A 24391-nucleotide genomic window follows, 5' to 3' on the forward strand; every position below is an offset into this window, starting at 1 on the left:
CGGCGCGATGCCTAGCGTGTGGAAGTCGTGATGCCCCAGCCGATGCCGCGTGTGCCTGCCATACCCGCACAGCTGCCGTGGCATGCTCCTGCCGCGCGACCGGTAAGCATGATGGCTCTCGTTCCGCTACTGGTGGTCTGGTATTCGATCTTTCTGGTTCCCCCGGAAGTCGAATTTCTCGTATTCGGGGTGCGCTTCAACGCCTATCGTGTGGCTGTCCTGCTCTGTTCGGTCCCTGCGCTGTGGATGACGATGCGAAATGCGAAAGGCGCGATCAGCCCGATCGACATCGCGGTTGCAGCGATGGCCTTCTGGATGGTGCTGTCCTTCATTCTAATCTACGGTTTCGAAAGCGGGTTGGTGCGCGGCGCGGGTATCGTGATCGATACGGCGCTGTCCTATTTCGTCGCACGGGTGTGTATCAAAACCCCCGATGATTTGCGCCGAATGCTACTGCTGGGCTTGCCCGCAGTGCTGTTCGCAGGTGGATTGCTGGTGGTGGAAAGCGCCACCGGCGAACTTCTGTACAGGCCGTTCGCAGCCGAGATTTTTGGCAACATGGCCAAGTTCGCGGGGGGGGAGGAGACCGGTCGCATCGTCCTTGAGAAGGAATTCCGGCTCGGGCTGCTGCGCGCCTATGGCCCCTTCATGCACCCGATTCTTGCGGGAGCAGTGATGGTCGCATTTCTTCCCATATACTATTTCAGCGGCCTGCGCTCGTGGCCTTACATCCTCGGCGTAGGTGTGGGGCTGGCCGGCTTCTTCTCACTCAGTTCTGCGGCGTTTCTGGCCCTTATCATCGCCATCGGTGCAATTGCCATATATCATGCCAAACCGCATCTGCCGAAGATTTCCTGGTGGACGATTGTATCGCTGATCGGATTGCTGGGGTGGGCTACCCATATGGCCTCCAAAAACGGGATCATCTCGGTGATAGCCCGCCTAACGCTTACCCCAGCAACTGCGGATTATCGGCGGCTGATCTGGGAGTATGGGTCCATCAGCATCGCGAACAACCCTTGGTTCGGCATCGGATATCGTCAATGGGAACGACTATACTGGATGACAGGCGATAGCGTGGATGCGCATTTCCTGCTTCTCGGCATGCGTCATGGCCTGATTGTTCCGCTTCTTCTGCTGTTCGGGATTGCCTACGGCATGATCCGACTGGGTGTGATCCTTCCGAACCTGAATCCGAAGGACAAGGCTTTCATGATTGGGCTTAACATCTCGATGTTCGTGTATCTCATTGTCGGGCAGACGGTGAACTACTTCGGTTCGACCAACCTCGTTTTCATGTTTTTTTTGGCCTTCCTGGCTTCGATGGTTAGCTGGGGTAACGGCGTACTGAAGATGCAGAGCCAGATCAGGCTCATGCTGACGAGAATGAGGCTCCAGAACGCTATTCCGGCGTAATGTCTGGTGCGGCAAGAGCGCTGCTTTACCTCCACTCACTCCCGTTGACCGCTTGCACTGTTCCAAGGCTGATGTTCGCATAGCTGGGGTAAGCGCGGTTGCCGGTGCCGCGCTGGATGCCGAACGTGTCGGCCCACTGGTCGGCGGTGCCGACGAAGAAATGCGCAGGGATCGCACCCGTCACCCCGTCGCCGCGCGTGAGGATTGCAGCGGGCTGGAACTTGTCGCGCTCGGTGCTAATCGTGAGGTCCACCCGCGCCACCGTGTTGAGGTAGAGGGCGCCCATGTCGAAGGTCGTGCCGCCGAAATTGAAGGCATAGCCGCCGATCGCCGAACCTGCGGCGAAGGTCCAGCGCGCCACCGCACCCGCACCGCCTGTCCAGGTGATGAAGTTGAGGGTCTGCGCCGCGCCGTTGATGAAGCAATCGAGGCCAAGCGTGTTGGTCATGCGGGTGGTGTCCCACGACCACAGAATATCGTAGTCGGTATCGACGGCAAGCACGGGGGTCTGCGCGCGATAGGCGACGGAACCTGCTGCATTGCGCAGGCGGATTTCGAGGCGGCGCGTGGTGGTGAGGACAATCACCAGATCGGGCGTGCCCGACTGTGCGCCAAAGATGATCGTGTCGGCGGCAGGCGCAGCCGGGAAGCGGAAGCGCATCAGGGCCATCGTTCCCAAGGCCGAGTTGGCAGCGGCCAGCGTGCCGGTCCCGCCCATCAGGCGGCGCGTAACACCGGGGGTGAAGCGAACCACGGGATAGGCGCTGTTCGTCCCGCCGACCTTTTCGGTGCGGTTGGTGACGGCCTGCCCCGAGAAGCTGGCAAGGTTCACGCCATCGACGCTGCGCGCCGGGTTGCTGCCGGGGGCGGTGTAGCTGACCGTCACAACGTCTACCCCGGTCACGGGCGAGGCGAGCGTCAGGCCGATGTTCTGGCGGAAGATCGACACCGCCGAAACGGTAGCGGGCGAGCCGTTGACGAGCACGGTGAAGGCGCTGGTCGCGGGTGCGGTGACGTTATCGAGAAGCGACAGATCGCAGCGCAGCCACATGTCCGCGCCGCGCACCCCGGCCTCGACAATCGCCGGGGCCGCTGTCTTGGCGGGGCGATAGGCGTTGACCATTTCCAGCGTGAAGGGCAGCGCGGTATTGCCCGCGCCGCCCTCGGTGCGGCGACCATAGACCGTATCGAAATAGAGCCAGAATTGCGGAAAGTCCCACAGCGCCTTTGCGCCGGTCGTCAACTCGACCGCCAGCACGCCGGGGAGAAGCGAATAGGCCACGATGTCGCGGTAAAAGCTGTCCCAATTGGACCCGCTGTATTGCGGCTGCTCGGTGTGCTGCTCGCCCCAATCGGCTGCGCCCACCTGCTGCGGGGTGTAGATCGTGCGGGGACGCCCGTCGCCGGTGAAGCGCGGGATCACCATGTCTGGACCGGCCACCGTGAAAATCTGACGGTTCTCTGCCCAATCAAGCCGCTCGGCACTCGAAAGTGCAGTCAGCCATGTCGCCGGAACGTTGGAGCCAAGCGCGGCTGCACACATTGCGATCACAGGCAGCTTCCACTGGTTGCCGCCACCAGCGCCGAAGGTAATCGACCCTTCTTCATGGCGACTCACCAGATCGTCAGCAATTGTAGCCATGTGCGAAAGCAGCATCATCTTTTGGTGGGTCGTGAAGCTGGACAGGTGGAGACACAGCATCGCTCGGTGCAGATTGTTGCCGATGTCGCGGCCATATTCAGGATGATTGTTGATCGCCTTGGCATTGCCGTTGTTGATGCTGTCGGGCTGCGAGGTCTCGATATAGCGGTCCACCCAATCGACCGCCTGCTCGTAGGTCGGGGCGTTCGCGGTCGGGGCGAGGTTCTGGAACACGCCAAGGTTGAAATGCGAACGGCGGATCAGCGAGGTCTTGTCGGTGCGGGAAACACCAGGGCGGATCGCATCGGCAGGCGGGATGCTGTCCACCACCGTCAGCACCACCATGTCGTTTCCGACGGGGCGGTTGTTGACCGGAAGGCCGGTGAGGCGCGAGACCATTTTGACCACGCTGCCAGTCACCACAGTCAGGGGCACGCCGGTAAAGCCGGGATCGACATTCGCCGAGGCGCTGTAGGGCGCCGACAAAATCCCGCCGATAGCGTTGAGGCTATCCCACCCTTGCACTCTGTTCGTCGTGTTGTTGGCAAGCAGCCCCCCGGTCGCAAAACTTCGGTTGCCGGGGTTGACCTGAGTGCCGTGAACCTGCCGATTGGTGTAGGCTGTCACTGCGCCGCCGCTGCTGCCGACGGGTCCGTTGTTGCCGCTTTGGAGCGTGCTGGCAGGCGAGATCGAGGTGATCGAGACGGGGCCCACCACCCACCAGTCGCCATTGGCATACTGTCCGGCGGCGCGAGGTTCGGAGAAGTTGTAGGCGACGCCGTAGCTGATCACCTGATGAGTCAGAACACCGCTCTCGGTGCTGAGGTTGTGTCGGCGACCCCCGCCGAAGCCGTAGCCAAAGCGTGCCATCAGGCAAGACCGATCATGTTGCCAGCGGTCGTTCCGCTGAGACGGACATGAAGGGCACGGATGTCGAGGATGGTGCCGCTGGCGACGTTGACGAACGTCACATCCTGATCGCTGTCGACGGCGCGCACCACGATATTGCCGCCACTGCCGATATAGAGCGCCTTCGGTAGTCGCGGGAGCGCCGAGACATCGTGTGGCACGATCGGGAAGCAGTGGCGGGCAGGAGCGACAAGGCTATCAAGGGCGGTATTGAAGTTGTCGACGGGCATAAGCGACTCCTCGAAGTGGGACTAGGAGGCGTCTCGGTATTCATTGCTTCATAAGTAGGAAAATCAAAAAAATCCTTCAATTGCGGCGACAGGCGTTAAATTGCGGGCTCTGATATTTTCTATGCTTGGTGCAAGGACGTCCGTTAATTCGCCGCTATGGTGGAAATTCGTGATCATGCGGCGCACTATCGTGTCGTCCTCGCAAATTTCATTCCAAGTTTTTATGTAAGACGAGAGGGCTTGTTGGTGCCTGCAGGTAACCAAAGGCGGCTGCTCCGCACACCAGGCATCTCGGGTTTGCGCCAAGCTCACCTATTCGCCCATCGAATATACGTGGAATCCGGTGGAGCCTTACAATGCCGTATAATTCTGCTAACGGCGCTTTGGGGAGGATCGTCGGCCTGTCGTCACGTCAATGTCTCATGACCGGTGGCGAGAAGCGCGAAGCCCAGTCGACATGATGATGCCCTGCTACGGGTGATTGTTCGGGAAAAGAATGGATAAGGGTTGGCCGGTGCTCGGATGTCGATCGATTTGCGCACCAACGAATTCCTAGGCCTCGACTTTGTGCATGCGACCTATGCCGAGGTAGCATGTGAGCTTGATCGCCTATCGCTGCATGACAGCGTGTCTCTGGTGGTTACGCCCAACGTCGATCACATCGTCATGCTGCATGATGAAAGCCGCGCGGGCGACGTGACGGAGCGCTTCCGCCGCGCTTATCAAGCCGCCGCATTGCGTCTTTGCGACAGCCGGGTTCTGCAGGCCCTCGCATTTCTCCGCGGCGTTGATCTGGAGGTCGTGACGGGTAGTGATCTGACCGCTTATCTCTTCCAGAACGGCTGGCTCGATGGACGAAAGGTGGCGCTGGTCGGGGGTGACGCCAGCATGCTGGCAGATCTCAACTCCATGTTTCCTGACATAGACCTCCATCAGCATATTCCGCCGATGGGCATCCTTGAGAACGAGCGCGCGATCGTCGAGATCGAGGCGTTTCTGGCCGGCCAGCCGTGGCACTATATCCTGTTCGCGATCGGTGCGCCCAGAAGCGAGATTATCGCTCACCGAGTTATGGCGATCGAAGGAATGCGCGGTGTTGCCGTTTGCATTGGCGCATCCCTTGAATTCTTGCTCGGGCGCAAGGCGCGCGCGCCCCGATGGATGCAGTATGCGCGGCTCGAGTGGGCTTTCCGGCTGTTGACAGAGCCGCGCCGGCTCTGGCGTCGGTATTTGCTGTCCGGACCCAAGATCCTCGTCATCGTCTCCCGGTGGCGCCGGTCCTGACCGCTTACGAGTCGTTGCCGTAGCTGCGCATCAGCGCCTTGCGCCACCAAACGAGCTTGCCAGCCCCGCCACTTGCGCGGCACAGCAGATCGGGAGCCTGCGTGGGGGCCAGCCCCGTCGCGACGAATGCACCTGTACGGAAAATCGCGAACTGCAAGGCCCCGACCAGCATCCACGGGAGCACCCGCAACACCCCGCCAACACCACCGTTTCCATACATCAGGATGCACCGCAACTGACCTTGGTTGAAACGCCGGGTTCTGAGCGAGCGCAACGTCATGCGATCCGCCGGCACGAGTTCTTCGACGATTGCCTCATCGTTCCAGACGAGCCTGTGCTGCTCTTGCACGAGCCTACGGATCAACCATACGTCCTCGCCACCACGGGAATTGAAGCGCAGGTCGAAAGGTGTTTTCCGGTTCAGGCAACGTGCCCTGTGGAACATGGCATTCCCTGTGCCGAGATAAGCCCAGAGATGGGAGATATCCTCGCCTGTCGCCTTCCGCATGTCGCGGCTGAAGTTGCGCTTCACCTGCGCGACCAGCCCGGGTGGGCAGGAAGCAAGAAACCGTGGAGCAATCCGCCCGAAGCTCATATCGGTCCGACCATCGGCCTGGCTCATCCACGCGTCGAGCCAGCCCCTGCCGGGCACTTCGTCATCGTCTAGGAAGATGACATAGGTGCCGCGTGCGGCTGCGACTCCGGTGTTGCGGGCATGGACCACGCCGCTGCGCTCCTCGTGAACATAGCGCAACGCCGGGTCACCCTCTCCCCTGACCAGATCCTGTGCGCTGGCATCCGGACAATTGTCGACGACGATGACTTCCACGGCGTGATCGCGCAGCTGCGGGCGTAGGGCGCCGAGCAACTCGGCCAGCATGGCGGTCCGGCGGTAGGTCGTAATGACGATGCTGGCGTCTGGCACCAGTTCGCCGCATCGATCCGGAGAGGCTCCGTTTTGCCCGTCAGGCATGATGCTGTGCTGCCTCAGTGCTGCCGTGCCAGGCGCTGGGAGCGCAAGGCCGCATCCAGTCCGGCTTCAAACGTCCGGGCGATTGCTGCGCGCGAAAATTTCTCAAGTCCGCCTGCCTGTTGCCACTCATGCAGCGCCTCCTTGAGTTCGTTTTCGCGGCGGATCGCATGGCGGATGGCTTCGCGCACCTCAGCCGCGCTGCGAGCATTCACGCCGATGGCAAAGGGCAGGCCGTCGAAGTAGCCGTCGACACCCGCACCCTTCGGGTAGATGATCGGCAGGCCGGCGAACAGGGCCTCGATGAAGACAAGGCCGAAGGACTCGCGCCGGGAGGGCATGACGAAGGCCACTGCAGCGTTCATGATCGCGCCAAGCTCCTCCTGATTGCGGGGCCCCATCAGACTGACGCCCGGCGCATCGCCGATGATCGCTTGGCAGTGCGCGGTGTCCTCCGGGCTCCCGCCTCCATAGATGCGTAGATCGCATGGCTGCCCTGTCGCTCCGATCTCGCGCGCTGCTTCGACGAGGACTGCCAGGTTCTTGATCCGGTAATTGCACAGATGAAAGACGCTGATGATCGACGTGCCGTCCGCTGCAGGCGGTCGGATCGCGTCATGAACGGTCGGGCAGGGCAGATCGAGCGTCAGGCCCGTGCGCGTACCGAGGCGTCGCTCCACCGCGCGTCTGGCCCAGGGAGCGAAGGAAAAAACACAGGCTGCATCATGATAGGCCGCACCGAACCGTGCCGAAAGGTCGGGCCGCAGTGACAGGATCTTCTCATCCGTGTTGCCCTGAAGAGTCAGAGCGTATGGGATGCCGAGCCGGCCTGCGACCTTTCGGGCAACGAGGCCCTCGACGGTGAGCTTATGCCCGATCACGAGGTCTGGCATAGCCGATTCCGCAGACAGGCGCTCGACCACCCACTCGGCCAGCCGATCAAGCGCGGTTGCATGAAGAACGCCCTTGGCGGGTGCGAGATACTCGAGGCACAGGCCCCTGTCGAAAGCTCGAATGCTCTCGACGTCCACTGGCGGCAGACGGTTGGCCACCAACCCCGGAAGCTCTCCGAGCTTTGGATTGCGACGGTTCAGCGAAATCACCTGATGACCGAAGCGGTCATCGACCAGATCGATCAGGCGACCAATAACGGGTGTTTTCGCCGGATTGATGAGGTCAGGGAAGTCCGCGCTCAGATGCAGGATCTGCGGTAGCCCTGATTTCGCTCGTTCGGGGTCCGACATGACTGTCCCGGCTTCTGTCCCTGACGCTAGGTCGGCTCCGGGCACAAGCTCTGCCACTGCCCTGTGCGTCGACCTAGTCGCGGGGGCCGTACTGGTAATAGGTGTACTGGTAGTCGTACGACTGACCGGCCTCGAGTGCCCGGTATTTCGTCAGGATGGCGCCGATGGTCTTGCCACCTGCGGCTGTGATTCGCCGGATGGCAGCGCGGGCGCGGCTGAACGGCATCGTGTTGGCCTCAAGCACGAACACAGTGGCGTCGACCAACCGCGCGAGCATGGGGGCGTCCGCGAGGCCCATCACCGGGCAGGAATCGAAGATGACCAGAGAGTACTTGCCGCGACAGCTTTCGATGAATTGCTCGAACTCTTTCGACGCGAGAATTTCGGTCGGATTGGGGGGAATCTCACCGATCGGCAGGATTTCGAGGTTGTCGTGGATGCCCTTGACGATTGCGGTCTCAAGCTCGACGTGACCCAGAACGACTTCGACGAGTCCGACCTTGGGCCGTTCGATGCCGAGCAGTTTGGGTACCGAGGGCCTGCGCAGGTCGGCATCGACCAACAGGGTCTTGCGACCGAAGCTCGCGAACATTTCGGCGAGCACCACAGCCGTGGTCGACTTGCCTTCGCCGGCTTGGCTGCTGGTCATCTGGATCACGTTGCTGCTGCGCGGCAGCGAGAAGTCGATGCCTGCTCTGATCGAGGAGTAGGCCTCCATCAGCGCGCTGAACCGGTTGGCGCCGTCGATCGTGATGTCCCGGTCGGCAACATACGGCGTGTGACCGAGGAAAGGCAGGCCCAGCTTGTCCTCGACATCCTCGAGCGACCTGATGCGATCGTCGAAAGCCTCGCGCAGGACTGCAAGACCCGCAGCCAGTGCAAAGCCGAGAGCCAGGGCGATCGTCAGGTTGCGAATGAGGTTGGGCGAGTAGGGCGAAGTCGGCACCAGCGCCGCATCGAGAAGTTGCAGCGTGCCGGGGTTGACGTTGGCAGCGCTGCTCACTTCGTTGTAGCGATCCAGCAGGATCTTGAGCTGGTCGCGCAGCGCCTGCGCCTCGCGGTCGAGAACGCTGAGCTGCACCTTCTCGTCCTGCTCGACGAGGGTCGTGTTCGTCAGCGATCCCAGTTCGCGCGACAGGGCCTCTTCCTGATTGCGGGCAATGACCAACTGGTTGCGCAGGTTCGCCTTTACGTCAGCTGAGCTGCGTTCGAGCTGGGTGTTGATCGCATCGATCTGCGCCTTGAGGTTGGCGATCTGAGGAAAATCGTCGTTGTAGCGCTGGCGCAGCTCGGCAAGTTCCGCGCGCTTCGCGGTCAGGTCGGCGACAAGCCCTTGGAGCGAGGCGCTGTTCTGCACCTCCGGCAACTGGGCAGGAGAAAGAGATTGAACCGCCCTCCAACGTTCCTCCGCGGCAATGCGCGCTGCGCGGGCATCGATGAAACGCTGGTTGATGCTGGCGAGCTTTGCGGACGTGAGTGTCGCCGCACTGCTGGATTCCTCGCTGTCCGTGCCCCCGATGACGGGCTGCACGATGATTCCGCGCGCGCGCGCATATTCGTTGGCCGCCTGTTCCGCGCTCTGGAGGCGGATGCGTGTCTGTTCGATCTGTTGCGCGAGATAGGTGAGCGCGTACTTGTTGCTCTCTACCGACGAGCGGGTATCCGACGCGACAAATGCCGCAGCATACCCGTTCGCGATTTCCGCGGCGAGAACAGGATTTTCCATTTGCACGCCAATCTCGATCACCCAGTTGGCCTGCGGCGCCTCGGCCACGACCGAACCGGCCACCATCGAGATCGCCATTTCGCGCTTGGCGTTGCGCCATTGTTCGTCATTCATGCCCGGCGCGCGAGCTTCTTCGACATCTTGGCCGAGAAGGTCGATGCGTTCGGCTAGCTTGAGGTCGTCCACCACCACGGCGGCAAGCTGTCGGCTCTTGATCCGTTCCACCAGCGTGGACAGATATTCGTAAATCTGGTTGGACGGGACACCCTGGTCCACCTGGCCCTCGACGATCACATCGGCAAATGGCTTGACGCTCACTTTCGCCGTGGACTGGTACATCGGGGTCATCAGCAGCGTGACGACAAGCCCCAGAACGCCTGCAGCAAAAAGCACGCCAGCGACCAGCCAGCGCTGCCGGAACAGGATCCCCCGGATGAGGGCAACGTTGATCAGCTGGTTGCCTTGGCTTTGCACCGCCAGCTGACGATCGGGCATATAGGCATCAAGCCACGTGCCCTGTCCTGCGGGTTCAGGGTTGGCCATGATGGGACGTTCGGTCATGTTCTTAATTGAAGCCCGCTACTGCAAAGACACCGAATGCGGGAAGCGCCTTGAGCAGGTCCTCCCAGAATTGCGAAAGACCGTCTGTGCCCATCACGACGCGGTCGCCGGGCTGCAGAACGGGATCCAGCATCGTGCCTTGACGCACCTGCTTATAGTCGAATTTGGCAACCATGATGCCGTCGGGCGTCTCGCGGAACACAGCCAGCTGCTCCTCCTTCGAGGCCCGCTTGGCGCCGCCGGCCAAGGCCACTGCCGCAGAGAGGCGGGCGCCGGGCTGGAAGGGGTAGACCCCGGGCTTGTCGACCTGACCCTCGACTGTCACGAGATGCGAGGCATACTCGGCGATGTTCACGCTCACCATCGGGTTCTTGATGCCCGCTGCGGCCAGCCGTCGGGTGACGTCCTGCTCGAACTCCTTGGCGGTCATGCCGGCCGCCGGGATCGAGCCGATCATGGGAAGGGAGATATTGCCCTCGACACCGACACGCACGGCTTGCAGCGAAAGTTCCGGCTCGCGGAACACCACGACCGAAAGCTCGTCTGCGGGACGGATCGCATATACGCCGGAGCGGGAAACGCTGAAGTTGGCTTGCCCGAGCTCGGCGACCGGCTGCGAGGCGGCCATGCCGATCACAGGGTCCGGCGTCGATGCGCAGGCCGGCAGCACGACGCAAGCAGCAAGGCTGACTGACGTAGCGAGCGCGCGATGTCTCGTCATTGTGACTTTCCCCCAACAGCTATGTCCGGCGGAGGCTTAGCGGCAGGATTTTCGCAGCGCAACACGATAAAGCCCGCCTCTCGCGCAAGGACCGGCCGGTCGCCTCTGAAACGCGTTCCGAATCCGACAAAGCGCCCCGGACGCGCCATGAGCCGATCCGGATGCGGAGCTGGTGATGGTTGGATTCTGATGCCCGCCTTCCTGTGTCCGAGGCGAGCGGGGGAGCTTGCGTCGCGGCGAGGGGCCGGTAGATTGCCGATTGTCGGCGCCCTTCGCGTCATCGCCGGCATCGCGGTGCGGGACGCGAAACGGAGTTAATGGTGGGACCTTCTGTCCTCAGTCTCGTGGCGGCTGGGCTGTATCTGCTCGTCGCTGCAGCCGCCTTGGCGGCGTTCTGGATTGCGTCGTCTCGGCAGCAGATTGCCTGGCATCGGGTCGGCTGGGCAGCGATCGCTGCGGTCTTTGTCGTGCTCGCGCTGATGCGGGTTTTCGGCATCGAGGAGCTCATGCGCGTCAACCTGCGCACGGCGCTTTACAGTGAGGGCGCTTACGAGACGCGTCGCGCCTTGCAGGGTCCGCTTTTCGCCATTGTGTTCCTGACGGCCGCAGCAATTGCGGCAGGCATATTCTATTTCGCGGCCAAAGGCGTGAGAGGCAGGCGAAATCTCGCCGCGATTGTCGCGATCGGATGCACGGGCGGGATGATTTTTCTGGCGGTGCTCCGGCTGGTGTCGTTGCACTCGGTCGACGAACTGCTTTACGGCCCGCTCAAGATGAACTGGATCACCGATATGGGGCTCAGCATCGCTGTGCTGGCGAGCGCGTTTCGCTATCGCCTGGTGGTGAGCGGCGCGAAGGCCTGAGGCGCGGCGTCACGCCGGAGCGAGCAGCGCGGCGATGCGCTCCGCCGCCTTGCCGTCGCCATAGGGATTGTGCGCCCTCGACATCGCCAGATAGGCGAATGGATCGTCCAGCAACCGCGAGGTCTCCTCGAGGATGGCGGCCGCATTCGGGCCGACCAGCCGGGCCGTTCCGGCAGCTATGCCCTCCGGCCTTTCCGTGGTGTCACGCATTACGAGGACCGGCTTGCCAAGGCTGGGCGCCTCTTCCTGGATCCCGCCCGAATCCGTCAGGACGATGTCGCACGCCGCCATCATCGCGACGAAATCCAGGTAGTCCAAAGGGTCGATCAGCGCGATATTGTCACGCCCCGACAACGCCGGCCGCATCACGCCCGCGACATTGGGGTTGGGGTGCAGCGGATAGATGATCGCGACATCCTCGCGCGATGCAAGTTGTTGCAGACCCTTGGCAATCTGCGCCATTCCGGGGCCGAAATTCTCCCTTCGGTGTGCCGTCACGGCAATGATCCGCTTGCCCGCGAACCGCGCCTTTAGCGGCGCGATGGCGGGTGCCAGGGAAGGGTCGGCGGCAATTTTCCGTTGCGCGAAAAGCAGGGCGTCGATCACCGTATTGCCGGTCACGTGGATGGCTTTTTCATTCACGTTCTCAGCGCGCAATGCGGCCGCAGCGGTCTCGGTCGGGGCAAAATGCAGGTCCGCGATCACACCCGTGACCTTGCGGTTCACCTCTTCGGGCCAGGGCGAATAGATGTCGCCGCTGCGCAAGCCGGCCTCGACGTGACCCACCGGAATCCGCCGGAAATAGCACGCCAGACTGGCTATCATGGTGGTCAAAGTATCGCCGTGCACCAGCACACGATCGGGCCTCAACTGGTCCAAGACTGCACCGAAACGCGCAATGAGGCGCGCCGAAAGTGCATCGAGTGACTGGTCGGGCTGCATGAGATCGAGGTCGACGTCCGGGACCAGCCCTGCCAGCGCCAGGACCGAATCCAGCAGTTCGCGGTGCTGGGCTGTCACCACGACCTTCACGTCGAATCGTCCGGTCGCGCGCAGGGCAAAGACCACCGGAAACATCTTGATCGCTTCCGGACGCGTGCCGAAGGTGACGAGGATGCGCGGCTTGCCGCTTCCGTCCGTCATCGGCGCAGCATACCCCGCGTGTCGAACACCAGCTTGCCCGCAAGATCGGCGGGCCCGAGGTGCTTGAAGGCGGTGTGATCGACCAGCACCACCACAATGTCCGCCTGCCGGAGCGCCGCGTCAAGCGTTACGAGCTGCGCGCCCGTGCCCTCGAAGGCGGCGGGCAGTTCTTCGGTGAAGGGCTCGACCACAAGGATGCGGTCGCCGTGCGTGTGGGAGAGTGCCTCGGCGATCTCGAGCGCGGGGCTTTCGCGGAAGTCGTCGATGTCGGGCTTGAACGCAAGGCCGAGCAGCGCGACCTTGCCTTCCGGCGCAGCGTCGAGCAGCGCGCGGATCCGGCCTTCCGTGTGCACGGCCTTGTGATCATTGACCTCGCGCGCGGTGCGCACCAGCCGCGCGGCCTCGGGCGCGCCGGCGACGAGGAACCACGGGTCGACCGCGATGCAGTGCCCGCCGACGCCGGGGCCGGGCTGGAGGATGTTGACCCGCGGATGGCGGTTGGCCAGCCGGATCACGTCCCAGACGTCCACCCCGATCGCATCGGCGATCATCGAGAGTTCGTTGGCAAAGGCGATGTTGACGTCGCGGAACGAGTTTTCGACCAGCTTCACCGTCTCGGCCACGCGGGCGGTGGTGGTCAGGCAGTCGCCGCGCACGAAGCTGGTGTAGAGCACCGCCGCGCGTTCGGCACAGGCCGGGGTGACGCCGCCGATCACCCGGTCGTTGTGGACGAGTTCGTTGACGATCCGGCCGGGCAGCACGCGCTCCGGGCAATAGGCGAGCGCGATGTCGGCATCGCCCTCGTCCCCGTCCCGCGGCACGACCAGATCGGGGCGCAGACCGGCGATGATCTCGGCCACCCGCTCGGTGGTGCCGACCGGCGAGGTGCTCTCGACGATGACGCAGGCCCCGGGCATCAGCTTGGGCGCGATCGCACGGGCGGCGGCTTCGACGTAGGAGATGTCGGGCGACTTGCCTTCCCCGAGCGGCGTCGGCACGGCGATCATGTAGAAACTTGCCGTGGGCACCTGGGTCGAGGCGACCAGCGTCTGCGCGGTGATGGCGTCATGCACCAGCCGGTCGAGATCGCGTTCCTCGATGTGGACCCCGCCGGCATTGACCGTGTCGACCACGGCTTGCGAGACATCGACCCCGCACACGCTCCAGCCGTAGCTGGCCAGCAGCGCAGCGGTGGGCAGCCCGATATAGCCTAGCCCGATCACCGCGACCTGATGGTCCGGCGCGGGCTGGCCAAGCGCCTTGTGCCCGAGCGCTGCGGCGGCATCGAAGGGAGCGTTCATGCGAGGTCCTGTCCCGGTTGTCAGCCGGTGGCATGGTCGCAAAGCCCTTAAAATCGCGTTAGGCTTGCCCGCGATTTTACCATCCGGGTACGGGCTACTTCGTCAGGGCCTGGGTGTAGGCGGCCAGCAAGTGCGCGATCTGGTGCTGCCAGTTCAACTGGTTCACCACGCGCTCGCGGCCGAAGGCCCCCATCCGCTCGCGCCGCTCCGGATCATCGACCAGCGCCACGATCTTCTCGGCCAGGTCGGCCGGATCGTTGGGCGCGGCATAGAGCGAGGCGTCCTGCGCCGAATAGCGCCCTTCGGTCACGTCGAACTGCACCATCGGCTTGCCGAGGCTCATGTATTCCATGATCTTGTTCATGGTCGACTTGTCGTTCATCGCATTGACGCGGTCGGGATTGACCCCGAGATCCATGGTCGAGAGCACCTCGAACAGATCGGCATCGGGCGCGCGTCCGGTGAAGGTGATGTAGTCGGCCAGCCCGCGGCTGGCAGCCAGTTCGCGCAGCTCCGCCAGTGCCGGTCCGCCGCCCACCAGCACGAACTGGATGTCCTCGCGCTGCATCCTGCGCACGATGTGCTCGACCGCATCGATCAGCAGGTCGATCCCCTCCTGCTCGCCCATCACCCCGACATAGCCGACCATGTGCGCCCGGCCGTTCTTCCAGCTGGGGACCGGATCGACGCGCCTGAGCTTGGACAGATCGGGCCCCGAGCGCACCACGTGGACGCGCTCCGGCTTCATCCCGCCCCGCTCGATGGCGATTGTCCGGTAGGAGTGGTTGGTGGCGATCGACACGTCCGCCGCCATGAAGGTCAGCTTCTCGAACAGCAGCATCAGCCGCCAGAAGAACCCGCGCTTGTTGAACTTGGCTTCGTAAAGCTCGGGATTGATGTCGTGGTGATCGAAGATGTAGCGCGTGCCCAGCAGCTTGAAGGGCAGGGCGACGAGAAAGATCAGGTCGGGCGGGTTGCAACCCTGGATCACGTCGATGCGGCGCTTGAGGTGGATCTTCCACGCCAGCACCGTTTCCCAGAACAGCGCCGCGCTATATTCCAGGAGGAAGCCGGCCGCGCCCTTGGCCTCGAGCGGCAGCGGGTGGCGGTGGATGTCGATCCCGTCGATCTGCTCGAAGCGTGCCTCGTAGCCCTTGCCGGTGGGACAGATGATCGAGACATGCGCGCCGGCCGCCTTCAGGGTGCGCGCCTCCTGCCACACCCGCCGGTCGAATGGCAGGGGCAGGTTCTCGACCACAATCAGCACGTGCCGGCCCTTGAGCGGCTCGCCCGGAATGGTCGCGGGAATGCCTTCCTCGGCGTTCAGGGAGGCGGGGGCGCTCATCCTCAGGCGATGATGCTGGTATCGACGATCTTGTCGCGGTCGACCGCCAGCGTGTCGACCAGCCGGTTGCTCGCGATGATCCGCGCGTAGTCGCGGCTCTCGGCCGTGGCTTTCGTCACCATCAGCCCGTCGATGCGCGGCAGCACCGAATAGGCATAGCCGAGGTTCTGGCCCACCAGATTGTCGGGTGCGACCTTGGGATCGTAGATGTCGAGATCGAAGCCCGCCTCGAGCAGCTTGCGCGCCATGTCGACCGCCGGGCTTTCTCTGAGGTCGTCGGTCTCCATCTTGAAGGCGAGGCCGACCAGCAGAACCTTGGCGCCCGGCTCAAGCCCGCGGGTGGCGTGCAGGAACTGGTGATGCTTGTGTGCCTCGTTCGAGCGGATGAGCGAATCCACCAGATGCGTGGACGAGCCGGTGTCGGCAGCGATGTATTGCAGCGCGCGCACGTCCTTCGGCAGGCACGATCCGCCGAAAGCGCCGCCCGGGCGGGTGTAATAGGCCGAAAGGTTGAGCTTGGTGTCGCTCTTGAAGATGGCGTGGACCTCCTTCGCGGAAATCCCGAGGTTCTGGCACACGCGCCCGATCTCGTTGGCGAAGGCGACCTTGACCGCGTGCCAGCTGTTGTCGACGAACTTGGTGATCTCCGCCTCGCGCAGGCCGACCTCGAACACCGGCGCATCGATCCCCTCGTTGAGCTTCGCCATGTTGGCGGACGGCTTTCCGCCGAGCGTGCCGATGACGATCTTGGGCGGGTTGAAGAAGTCCTCGATGGCAGAGGCTTCGCGCAGGAACTCGGGATTGTAGACCAGTTCGACCGCCCGGCTGGCGGCCTCGCCGAGATGGCTCTCGATGATCGGCCAGATGATGTTCTCGCAGGAGCCGGGGCGCATCGTGGAGCGGTAGACGAGGGTGAGCGGCGCCGCCCGGTCCGGCTTGACCGCGGCGGCGATCGCACGGGTGACCTGCGCGATGTAGCTCATGTTGTGCGCGCCATCGACGCCGCTGGGCGTGCCGACGCACACGATCGCCATGTCGCAATCGTCGAGCTCGTTGGTCAGCCGGACGGTCGCCGAAATCCGGCCATCGGCGTGGGCTTGGGCGAGCAGATCGTCGAGCCCCGGTTCGAACACCGGTGCTCGGCCCGCGTTGAGCGTGGCGACCTTGGCCTCGCTCACATCCACCCCTACTATGGTGTGGCCTTGGCTTGCAATGCAACCAGCCGCCGTCGAGCCGACGTATCCAAGTCCGAAAATGGCAACTTTCACTGATGATCCCCGGTGGTAGGCGACCCCACCTTCCCCGAGGGGTTAGCAAGCGAGGCATGGGGGAGCAAATCACACCTACTCAGGTCAACGCAGGTGCGGGGCAGTTGGTCGTGCGGCTACATCAGGCCGCGCCGATGGAGTCGAGCACCTTGCCCGCCAGCTCCGGGCGGCAGACGAGCAGGTCGGGCATGAAGGTGTCGGGCCGGTTGTAGATCAGCGGCGACCCGTCGATGCGCGAGCAGTGCAGGCCGTGCGCCGCGGCGACGGCAACCGGCGCGCAGCTGTCCCATTCGTGCTGGCCGCCGGAATGGAGGTAGACCTCCGCCTCGCCCCGCACCACCGCCATCGCCTTGGCCCCGGCGCTGCCCATCGGCACCAGCTCTCCGCCGAGCACCCGCGCCACCGCCTCGGCCTCGCGCGCCGGACGGGTGCGGCTCACGACGAAGCGGGGCCGTAAGGCCATCGGGCGCAAGGGGGAGGGGCGGTCGGAGCGCAGGACCACCTCGCCCGCCAGCCCCGGCAGCGCCACCGCGCCGAGCACGGGGGCCCCGTCGATCGCCAGCGCGACGTGCACCGCCCAGTCGGTCCGTCCCTCGCTGTATTCGCGCGTGCCGTCGACCGGATCGACGATCCACACCCGCGCCTTGGCGAGGCGTGCGGCATTGTCCTTCTCCTCCTCGGAGAGCAGGCCGTCGCCGGGCCGCGCGGCGCGGATCGCCTCGCACAGGAAACGGTTGGCGTCGCGGTCGCCGCGCTCGCCCAGCGCCTTCCCGGCGAGGCCCGAAGCCTCGCGCACCTCTGTCAGCAGGCGCCCGGCCTCGAGCGCAAGCCTGGCGGCGAGCGCGGCATCATCGAGATCGGCGAGGGTCATTTGAGCGGAAGGATCCTTGCGATGATGTAGCGCGCCGCCTCTTCCGGCGTCATGTCCACGGTGTTGACGCGGATCTCCGGGTTCTCGGGCGGCTCGTAAGGGCTGTCGATCCCGGTGAAGTTCTTGAGCTTGCCCTCGCGCGCCTTCCTGTAGAGGCCCTTGACGTCGCGCGCCTCTGCGACCTCCAGCGGGGTGTCGACGAAGATCTCGACGAACTCGCCTTCGGGGAGCATCTTGCGCACCATCTCGCGTTCGGCCCGGAAGGGGCTGATGAAGGCGGTCAGCACGATCAGCCCGGCATCCGCCATCAGCTTGGCGACCTCGCCCACGCGGCGGATGTTCTCGATCCGGTCGGTCTCGGTGAAGCCGAGATCGCGGTTGAGGCCGTGGCGCACGTTGTCGCCATCGAGCAGGAAAGTGTGGCGGTTCATCACGAACAGCTGCTTTTCGACCTCGTTGGCGATGGTCGACTTGCCTGAGCCCGAGAGGCCGGTGAACCACAGCACGCGCGGCTTCTGGTTCTTCATGCCCGCATGGTCATCGCGGGTGATGCTCACCGGCTGCCAGTGGACGTTGTCCGCACGGCGCAGGTTGAACGCGATCATCCCCGCGGCGACCGTGGCGTTGGTGAACTTGTCGATCAGGATGAACCCGCCGAGCTGGCGGTTCGTCTCGTAGGGCTCGAAGGCGATCGGGCGGTCTGTGGCGAACTCGGCAACCCCGATGGCGTTGAGCCCGAGGGTCTTGGCCGCGAGATGCTCGAGGGAGTTGACGTCGATCTCGTACTTGGGCGGCTGGACCGTGGCGGTGACGGTCTGGGTGCCGATCTTCAGCCAGTAGCCGCGTCCGGGCTTCAATGCCTCCTCGTCCATCCACACGAAGGTCGCGCAGAACTGGTCCGAGGCCTGCGGCGGGTCGCCCGCAGCCGCGATGATATCGCCGCGCGAGCAATCGACCTCGTCGGCGAGGGTGAGCGTGACGGACTGGCCCGCCACGGCCTCCTCGAGGTCGCCGTCGAAGGTGACGATGCGCGCGACCGTGCTGGTCTTGCCCGAGGGCACGATCCTGACCTGATCGCCCGGGCGGATGGTGCCGCTGGCGATCTGGCCGGCGAAACCGCGGAAGTCGAGGTCGGGGCGGTTGACCCACTGCACCGGCATGCGGAACGGCTGCGTCTGCGCCGCTGTCGCATCGACCTCGACGGTCTCGAGATGCCCGATCAGCGTCGGGCCGGCATACCACGGGGTGTTGGCCGAGAGCGCGGTGATGTTGTCGCCCTTGAAGCCGGAGATCGGGATGGCGGTGAAGCCGGCGATCCCGATGCTCGTGGCGAAGGCGCGGTAGTCGGCGACGATGCGGTCAAAGACCTGCTGGTCGTAACTTACGAGGTCCATCTTGTTCACCGCCAGCACCACATGGCGGATGCCGAGCAGGTGGACGAGATACGAGTGCCGCCGCGTCTGTTGGAGAACGCCCTTCCGGGCGTCGATCAGGATCACCGCGAGATCGGCGGTCGAGGCGCCGGTCGCCATGTTGCGGGTGTATTGTTCGTGCCCCGGCGTGTCGGCGACGATGAACTTGCGCTTCTCGGTGGTGAAGAAGCGGTAGGCGACGTCGATCGTGATCCCCTGCTCGCGCTCGGCGGCAAGGCCGTCGACCAGCAGCGCGAAGTCGATCTCCTGCCCTTGCGTGCCGTGCTTGAGGCTGTCGCTCTCCAGCGCGGCAAGCTGGTCCTCGAAGATCATCTTGCTGTCGTAGAGCAGCCGCCCGATCAGCGTCGACTTGCCGTCGTCCACGCTGCCGCAGGTGATGAAGCGCAGCAGGCTCTTGTGCTGGTGCGCGTCGAGATAGGCGTCGATATCCTCGGCGATGAGGGCGTCGGTCCGGAAGGAGGAATGGTCGTTCATCAGAAATACCCTTCCTGCTTCTTGTCTTCCATGCTCGCCGACTGGCCCTTGTCGATCGCGCGGCCCTGGCGTTCCGATCCGGTGGCGAGCAGCATCTCCTGGATGATGTCGTTCATTTCCGTGGCCGTGCTCTCGGTTGCTCCGGTCAGCGGGTAGCAGCCGAGGGTGCGGAAGCGGACGGAGCGGGTGACCGGCTCCTCGCCCGGCTCCAGCCGGAAGCGGTCGTCGTCGACCACCAGCAGCATCCCGTCGCGCTCCACCGTCGGACGCGGCTTGCTGAAATAGAGCGGCACGATGTCGATCTTCTCCAGCGCGATGTATTGCCAGATGTCGAGCTCGGTCCAGTTCGAGATCGGGAAGACGCGGATGCTCTCGCCCTTGGCCTTTTTGGCGTTGTAGAGGTTCCACAGTTCCGGGCGCTGGTTCTTGGGGTCCCAGCGGTGGGCGGCGTTGCGGAAGGAGAAGATGCGCTCCTTGGCCCGGGCCTTCTCCTCGTCGCGCCGTCCGCCGCCGAAGGCCGCGTCGAAGCCGTGCTGCGTGAGAGCGCGCTTGAGCGGATCGGTAAGCTGCGCCTGCGAATAGAGCGCGCTGCCGGTGTCGAAGGGGTTGATCCCCTGCGCCTCGGCGTCCTCGTTCTGGGCGATTATGAGCCTCAGCCCATATTCGCGCACCGTGCGGTCGCGGTGGGCGAGCAGGTCGGCGAAATCCCACCCGCTCGCCACGTGCAGCATGGGGAAGGGCGGGGGCGCGGGGTGGAAGGCCTTCCTCGCCAGATGCAGCATCACCGAGCTGTCCTTGCCCACCGAATAGAGCATGACCGGGTTCTCGGCCTCGGCCACGACCTCGCGGAAGATGTGGATGCTCTCGGCCTCGAGCCGTTCGAGATGGGTCAGATTGCGCATGGCGGTGCAGGTATAGGCTGCGCGCGGGGCAACAAGCAATTTTGCCTTTGCCTGCCAATGGCCCGCCTTGGGGGCTGGCAATGTCGGCACTTGCTCTCCCGAAGGCGGCTTGCTTATGGCTGGCCCAAAGGGAGAGATCACATGAGCCAGCCGAAGGGGCCGCTTGCCGGTCTTCGCGTTCTTGAATTCGCCGGGATCGGGCCGGGGCCGCATGTCGCCATGCTGCTAGCCGACCTGGGCGCCGAGGTGGTGCGGATCGACCGGCCGGGGGCGGTGTCGACCAATCCGGTGGTCGATCGCGCGCGGCACCGGCTGGCGATCGATCTCAAGAGCGAGGAGGGCAAGGCGCAGGTCCGCGCCGCCGTCGCCAGCGCCGACGTGCTGATCGAGGGCTTCCGCCCCGGGGTGATGGAGCGGCTGGGACTGGGGCCCGATGACCTGCTGACGACCAACCCACGACTGGTCTACGCCCGCATGACGGGCTGGGGACAGGAGGGGCCGCTCGCGCAGGCCGCCGGGCACGACATCAACTACATCGCCATCACCGGCGCGCTGGCGGCGGTCGGCAAGGCGGGCGAGCCTGCCACCCCGCCGCAGAACCTCGTCGGCGATTTCGGGGGCGGGTCGATGTATTGCGCCTTCGGGATCATGGCCGCGCTCTACGAACGCGAACGCTCCGGCAAGGGGCAGGTGGTCGATGCCGCGATCGTCGACGGGGCGACCAGCCTGATGAGCTTCTTCTTCGGCGTGCGCCACCTGCCGCATCTGTCCACCGAACGCGGCAAGGGGATGCTCGGCGGGGCGGCGCATTTCTACCGCTGCTTCACCTGCGCCGACGGCAAGGAAATCTCCCTCGGGTCGATCGAGCCGCAGTTCTACGCCGAGCTGCTCCAGCGCGCGGGCGCGCCGGAGGAGCTGGCGCAGGGCCAGATGAACCCGGCCAACTGGGACGACTACGCCGGGAAGCTGGCGGCGCTCTTCGCCACGAAGACGCGGGCCGAATGGTGCGACCTGCTCGAGGGCACCGACGCCTGCTTCGCGCCTGTGCTCGGCATCGAGGAGGCGCGCGAGCATCCGCACATGAAGGCGCGCGGAGCCTATGTAGAGCATGACGGCATCTGGCACACCGCCCCCGCGCCGCGCTTCAGCCGCACCCCGGGGGCGGTCCGATCGAGCGCCGACGACGGCGCCGAAGTCGTGGCGCGCTGGGGGAGCGAGGCCTGATGGCGGGCAAGTTCTTCGAGGAATGGACCGTGGGCGAGCGGATCGAACACCCGATCCGCCGCACCGTGACCGAGACCGACAACCTGCTGTTCTCGACCATGACCCACAACCCGCAGCCGCTCCACATCGACGTGGAGGCGGCCAAGGCGAGCGGGTTCGGGCAGATCCTTGTCAATTCGACCTTCACCTTCAGCCTGCTGGTCGGGCTGTCGGTGGGGGAGACGACGCTCGGCACGCTGGTCGCCAATCTCGGCTTCGACAAGGTGGTGACGCCCAAGCCGGTGTTCATCGGCGACACGCTGCGCGCGACGTCGGAGGTGAAGGACCTGCGCGAGAGCAAGTCGCGCGCCGATGCCGGGATCGTCACCTGGGTGCACGAGATGCACAACCAGCGGGGCGAGGTGGTGTGCCGCTGCGAGCGGTCGGCGCTGATCCAGCGCCGGCCCTGATCCGGCTTGGCTATTGTCCTGCCGTCACCTCGCCGCCGAGAGACTGCCACAGGACGATCCGCGCCCGCGCCGCGCGGCCTAGGGCCGCCGCCGCGCGTTCGCCGCTGGCGTCGGCGGCTCGGCGGGCCTCGAGCACTTCGAGGAAACTCGCCAGCCCTGCGCGGTAGCGTGTCTCGGCTAGGCTCGCCGCGCGGGCGAGCTGGTCGCGCTCGTCCACCGAAAGCCGCGCCTCGGCATCGGCGGCGGTGACGGTGCCATAGGCCGCCTCGGCATCGCCCAGAGCGGTGAACACCGCCCCGCGATAGGCGGCGAAGGCGGCGCGCTTGTCGCCTGCGGCGGCATCGATCCCGGCGCCCACCCGCCCGAAATCGAGCAGCGGGCCGGCGATCCCGCCGGTAAGGGTGCCGACGAGGGAATCGTCGAAGAAATCCTGCGGGCGGAACGACAGCAGCCCGATCACCCCCGACAGGGTGATCCGCGGGAAGCGCGCCCGGGCGGCGGCGGCGAGGTCGGCGTCGGCGGCGGCGAGGTTCGCGGCGGCCGCGGCGACATCGGGCCGGTTGGCAAGCAGCTCGGAGGGCAGGGCGGCGGGCGCGGAACCGAGGGCCAGCGCCGGAGCGGGGGCGGCGAGTGCGGCGCGCACGGCGGCGGCATCGAGCGCGGTCAGCGTCACCAGCCGGCCGACCAGCCGTGCCCGCTCGCTCTCCAGCGCGGCGAGACGCACGGCCGAGGAACTCGCGGTCGCATCGGCGCGCACGCGGTCGAAGCCGGGGGCGATCCCGGCGTCCTCGCGCGTCTTCGCGAGCGCGGCAAGCTGGCGCGCGGCGGCGGCATCGGCCTCGATCGCCGCGGCGCGCGCATCGAGCGTGCGCCAGTCGGTGATGCTCGCAGCGATCTCGGCCAGCAGGGCGAGGCGCACGCCCTGTGCCTGCGCGGAGGCGGCGTCGATCCGGGCGAGGGCGGCGCGTTCCTCGGCCTTCAGCCGGCCGAACAGGTCGATGTCCCAGCTGGCATTGATGTTGGCCCCGTAGGAGGTCTGTTCGCGCGGGATGAAGCCCTGCTGGCCCGCCTGCCCGAACTGCGCGGGGTTGATGCGGTTGCGGGTGACGTCGGCATCGGCGGTGATGTTGGGCAGTCGCTCGGCCCCGGCACGGCGGGCACCGGCGCGGGCGGTGTCGATCCGGGCGAGCGCCTCGGCAAGGCTCGGCCCCTCGGCGATGGCCGCCTGCGAGAGCGTCTGCCAGGCCGGGTCGCCCTGCGGAAGCAGCGCGGCAAGCTCCGTCCCGGCCCCGCCTTCGGGGCGGAAGAAGAAGGCGGGCGGCAGGTCGGGGGTCGGGGTGGCGATCTCCGGCGCAGGCTGGAGCGCGCAGGCCGCAAGGGCGAGCGGCAGCAGCGCGGCCGCGAGAGGCGGGAGGCGGCGCATGGCTCAGCCCTCCGACGCGTTGGCCGCGCCGGCCTTGGCGGGGATGAAGGCGTCGATCTGCTGGCCGACGCGGAAGGCTTCCGAGGGCGGCAGGGCGTAGATCAGCTGGAGCACCCGCACGTCCACCCGCTCGGCGGCGGAGTTGGTGAGCGAACGCTTGGGCACCACCTGCGGCTCGGCGCGCACGAAGGTGGCCTTGACGTGCATCTCGGCCGCGCCGCGCGGGGAGATGACGGCGGGCTCGCCCAGTGCGACGCGGGCGATCTCGTTCTCGTCGATGTCGACGCGCACGTGGAGCGGGTTGGTCTCGCCCATCTGGATGAAGGGCTGGCTGTTGCCCCCGCCCTGCGTCGCGACGAATTCGCCCGCGCGGATGTTCACGGCGAGGATTTCGCCCGCGATCGGCGCGCGCACGGTGAGGCGTTCGATCTCGGTGCGGGCGGCGGCGGCGGCGGCCTCGGCGCTGGCAAGGCGCGCGCGGGCAAGGCCGAGGCGGCTGGTCGCGGCGGCCTCCTCGCCTTCGGCACGGATCACTTCCGAGCGGCTGACGGCGGCGGGATCGGCGAGGTTGCGGTAGAGATCGAGCTGCTGGCGCGCGGTCCTTTGCGCGGCGCCCGCCTCGGCGATCGAGGCGCGCGCCTCGCGGATCGCGGCTTCGGCCTGGTCGAGCTGCGCGCGGGCGGCGCGGGCATCGACGGTGAACAGCACCTCGCCCTTGGCCACCCGGTCTCCCGGGCGCACCCGCACCTCGGTGACGAGGCCCGAGAGCGCCGAGCCGATGTCGATCACCTCGCTCGCCGGCTCGACGATCCCCGCGCCGGCCACGCGCGGCTTGCCGGCGAGGTCGCCGACCGCCTTGGGCGGCTGTTCGGCCGGTTCGGCGGTCGAGCGGTCGGGCAGGCCGACGAGGATCAGCCACACGGCCACGGCGATGCCGATCAGCGCGGCGGCCGGCAGGATCTGGCGGGCAAAGCTCACATTACGCAGCATGG

Annotated in this window: 20 protein-coding genes; 5 read left to right on the forward strand and 15 right to left on the reverse strand. The window is 65.4% G+C overall.

The annotated features are described in order from the left end of the window. Positions 1-30: 30 nt before the first annotated feature. Positions 31-1416, forward strand: a complete 1386-nt coding sequence (locus tag ACMX37_RS02015) for an O-antigen ligase family protein (protein WP_483147300.1) — start codon at positions 31-33, stop codon at positions 1414-1416. A gap of 25 nt (positions 1417-1441) precedes the next feature. Here ACMX37_RS02015 and ACMX37_RS02020 read toward each other — a convergent pair whose 3' ends face one another. Together ACMX37_RS02020 and ACMX37_RS02025 are read right to left on the reverse strand one after the other, a co-directional pair. Continuing rightward, on the reverse strand, positions 1442-3928 hold the full coding sequence (locus ACMX37_RS02020) for a SwmB domain-containing protein (protein WP_483147301.1): 2487 nt from the start codon (positions 3926-3928) through the stop codon (positions 1442-1444). After that, on the reverse strand, positions 3928-4197 hold the full coding sequence (locus ACMX37_RS02025) for a spike base protein, RCAP_Rcc01079 family (RefSeq protein ID WP_483147302.1): 270 nt from the start codon (positions 4195-4197) through the stop codon (positions 3928-3930). Before ACMX37_RS02025 ends, ACMX37_RS02020 begins: the two co-directional genes overlap by 1 nt. Positions 4198-4719: 522 nt before the next feature. Between ACMX37_RS02025 and ACMX37_RS02030 the strand changes: the two genes are divergently transcribed. Beyond that, on the forward strand, positions 4720-5481 hold the full coding sequence (locus tag ACMX37_RS02030; protein WP_483147303.1) for a WecB/TagA/CpsF family glycosyltransferase: 762 nt from the start codon (positions 4720-4722) through the stop codon (positions 5479-5481). A gap of 4 nt (positions 5482-5485) precedes the next feature. Here ACMX37_RS02030 and ACMX37_RS02035 read toward each other — a convergent pair whose 3' ends face one another. From ACMX37_RS02035 to ACMX37_RS02050, 4 genes are all read right to left on the reverse strand, one after another. After that, entirely contained in the window at positions 5486-6454 is a 969-nt protein-coding gene (locus ACMX37_RS02035; protein ID WP_483147304.1) for a glycosyltransferase, read from the reverse strand. A 14-nt stretch (positions 6455-6468) separates the two neighbouring features. Further along, complete coding sequence (locus tag ACMX37_RS02040; RefSeq protein WP_483147305.1) at positions 6469-7695, reverse strand: glycosyltransferase; 1227 nt, start codon at positions 7693-7695, stop codon at positions 6469-6471. Between the two features lie 73 nt (positions 7696-7768). Continuing rightward, positions 7769-9982, reverse strand: a complete 2214-nt coding sequence (locus tag ACMX37_RS02045; protein ID WP_483147306.1) for a GumC family protein — start codon at positions 9980-9982, stop codon at positions 7769-7771. Between the two features lie 4 nt (positions 9983-9986). Further along, positions 9987-10703 (reverse strand): polysaccharide biosynthesis/export family protein, encoded by a 717-nt coding sequence (locus ACMX37_RS02050; RefSeq protein ID WP_483147307.1) that lies wholly within the window; start codon positions 10701-10703, stop codon positions 9987-9989. 317 nt (positions 10704-11020) lie between these two features. Here ACMX37_RS02050 and ACMX37_RS02055 point away from each other — a divergent pair, with 317 nt between their 5' ends. Then, a complete protein-coding gene (locus ACMX37_RS02055; protein WP_483147308.1) occupies positions 11021-11566 on the forward strand; it encodes a hypothetical protein in 546 nt (181 codons plus the stop codon). Positions 11567-11575: 9 nt separating this feature from the next. Here ACMX37_RS02055 and wecB read toward each other — a convergent pair whose 3' ends face one another. From wecB to cysD, 7 genes are all read right to left on the reverse strand, one after another. Beyond that, a complete protein-coding gene (gene wecB, locus ACMX37_RS02060; protein ID WP_483147309.1) occupies positions 11576-12709 on the reverse strand; it encodes a non-hydrolyzing UDP-N-acetylglucosamine 2-epimerase in 1134 nt (377 codons plus the stop codon). Continuing rightward, a complete protein-coding gene (wecC, locus tag ACMX37_RS02065; RefSeq protein ID WP_483147310.1) occupies positions 12706-14010 on the reverse strand; it encodes a UDP-N-acetyl-D-mannosamine dehydrogenase in 1305 nt (434 codons plus the stop codon). The genes wecB and wecC overlap by 4 nt, the downstream gene beginning before the upstream one ends. 94 nt (positions 14011-14104) lie before the next feature. Continuing rightward, entirely contained in the window at positions 14105-15355 is a 1251-nt protein-coding gene (locus ACMX37_RS02070) for a glycosyltransferase family 4 protein (protein WP_483147311.1), read from the reverse strand. A gap of 2 nt (positions 15356-15357) precedes the next feature. Next, positions 15358-16623: a nucleotide sugar dehydrogenase gene (locus ACMX37_RS02075; RefSeq protein ID WP_483147312.1), complete on the reverse strand. Its 1266-nt coding sequence runs from the start codon at positions 16621-16623 to the stop codon at positions 15358-15360. Positions 16624-16744: 121 nt separating this feature from the next. Next, positions 16745-17494, reverse strand: a complete 750-nt coding sequence (locus tag ACMX37_RS02080) for a 3'(2'),5'-bisphosphate nucleotidase CysQ (RefSeq protein WP_483147313.1) — start codon at positions 17492-17494, stop codon at positions 16745-16747. Further along, positions 17491-19401: a sulfate adenylyltransferase subunit CysN gene (gene cysN / locus ACMX37_RS02085; RefSeq protein ID WP_483147314.1), complete on the reverse strand. Its 1911-nt coding sequence runs from the start codon at positions 19399-19401 to the stop codon at positions 17491-17493. The genes ACMX37_RS02080 and cysN overlap by 4 nt, the downstream gene beginning before the upstream one ends. Continuing rightward, positions 19401-20303, reverse strand: coding sequence for a sulfate adenylyltransferase subunit CysD (gene cysD, locus ACMX37_RS02090; protein ID WP_483147315.1), 903 nt, complete (start codon positions 20301-20303; stop codon positions 19401-19403). Before cysD ends, cysN begins: the two co-directional genes overlap by 1 nt. 141 nt (positions 20304-20444) lie before the next feature. Between cysD and ACMX37_RS02095 the strand changes: the two genes are divergently transcribed. Together ACMX37_RS02095 and ACMX37_RS02100 are read left to right on the forward strand one after the other, a co-directional pair. After that, positions 20445-21527, forward strand: coding sequence for a CaiB/BaiF CoA transferase family protein (locus tag ACMX37_RS02095; RefSeq protein WP_483147316.1), 1083 nt, complete (start codon positions 20445-20447; stop codon positions 21525-21527). After that, entirely contained in the window at positions 21527-21976 is a 450-nt protein-coding gene (locus ACMX37_RS02100; protein ID WP_483147317.1) for a MaoC family dehydratase, read from the forward strand. The genes ACMX37_RS02095 and ACMX37_RS02100 overlap by 1 nt, the downstream gene beginning before the upstream one ends. Positions 21977-21986: 10 nt before the next feature. Here ACMX37_RS02100 and ACMX37_RS02105 read toward each other — a convergent pair whose 3' ends face one another. Both ACMX37_RS02105 and ACMX37_RS02110 read right to left on the reverse strand, forming a co-directional pair. After that, positions 21987-23399, reverse strand: a complete 1413-nt coding sequence (locus ACMX37_RS02105; RefSeq protein ID WP_483147318.1) for an efflux transporter outer membrane subunit — start codon at positions 23397-23399, stop codon at positions 21987-21989. A 3-nt stretch (positions 23400-23402) separates the two neighbouring features. After that, positions 23403-24389: an efflux RND transporter periplasmic adaptor subunit gene (locus ACMX37_RS02110; RefSeq protein ID WP_483147319.1), complete on the reverse strand. Its 987-nt coding sequence runs from the start codon at positions 24387-24389 to the stop codon at positions 23403-23405. Positions 24390-24391 lie beyond the last annotated feature (2 nt).

The sequence above is a fragment of the Porphyrobacter sp. THAI-01a genome (assembly GCF_056868655.1).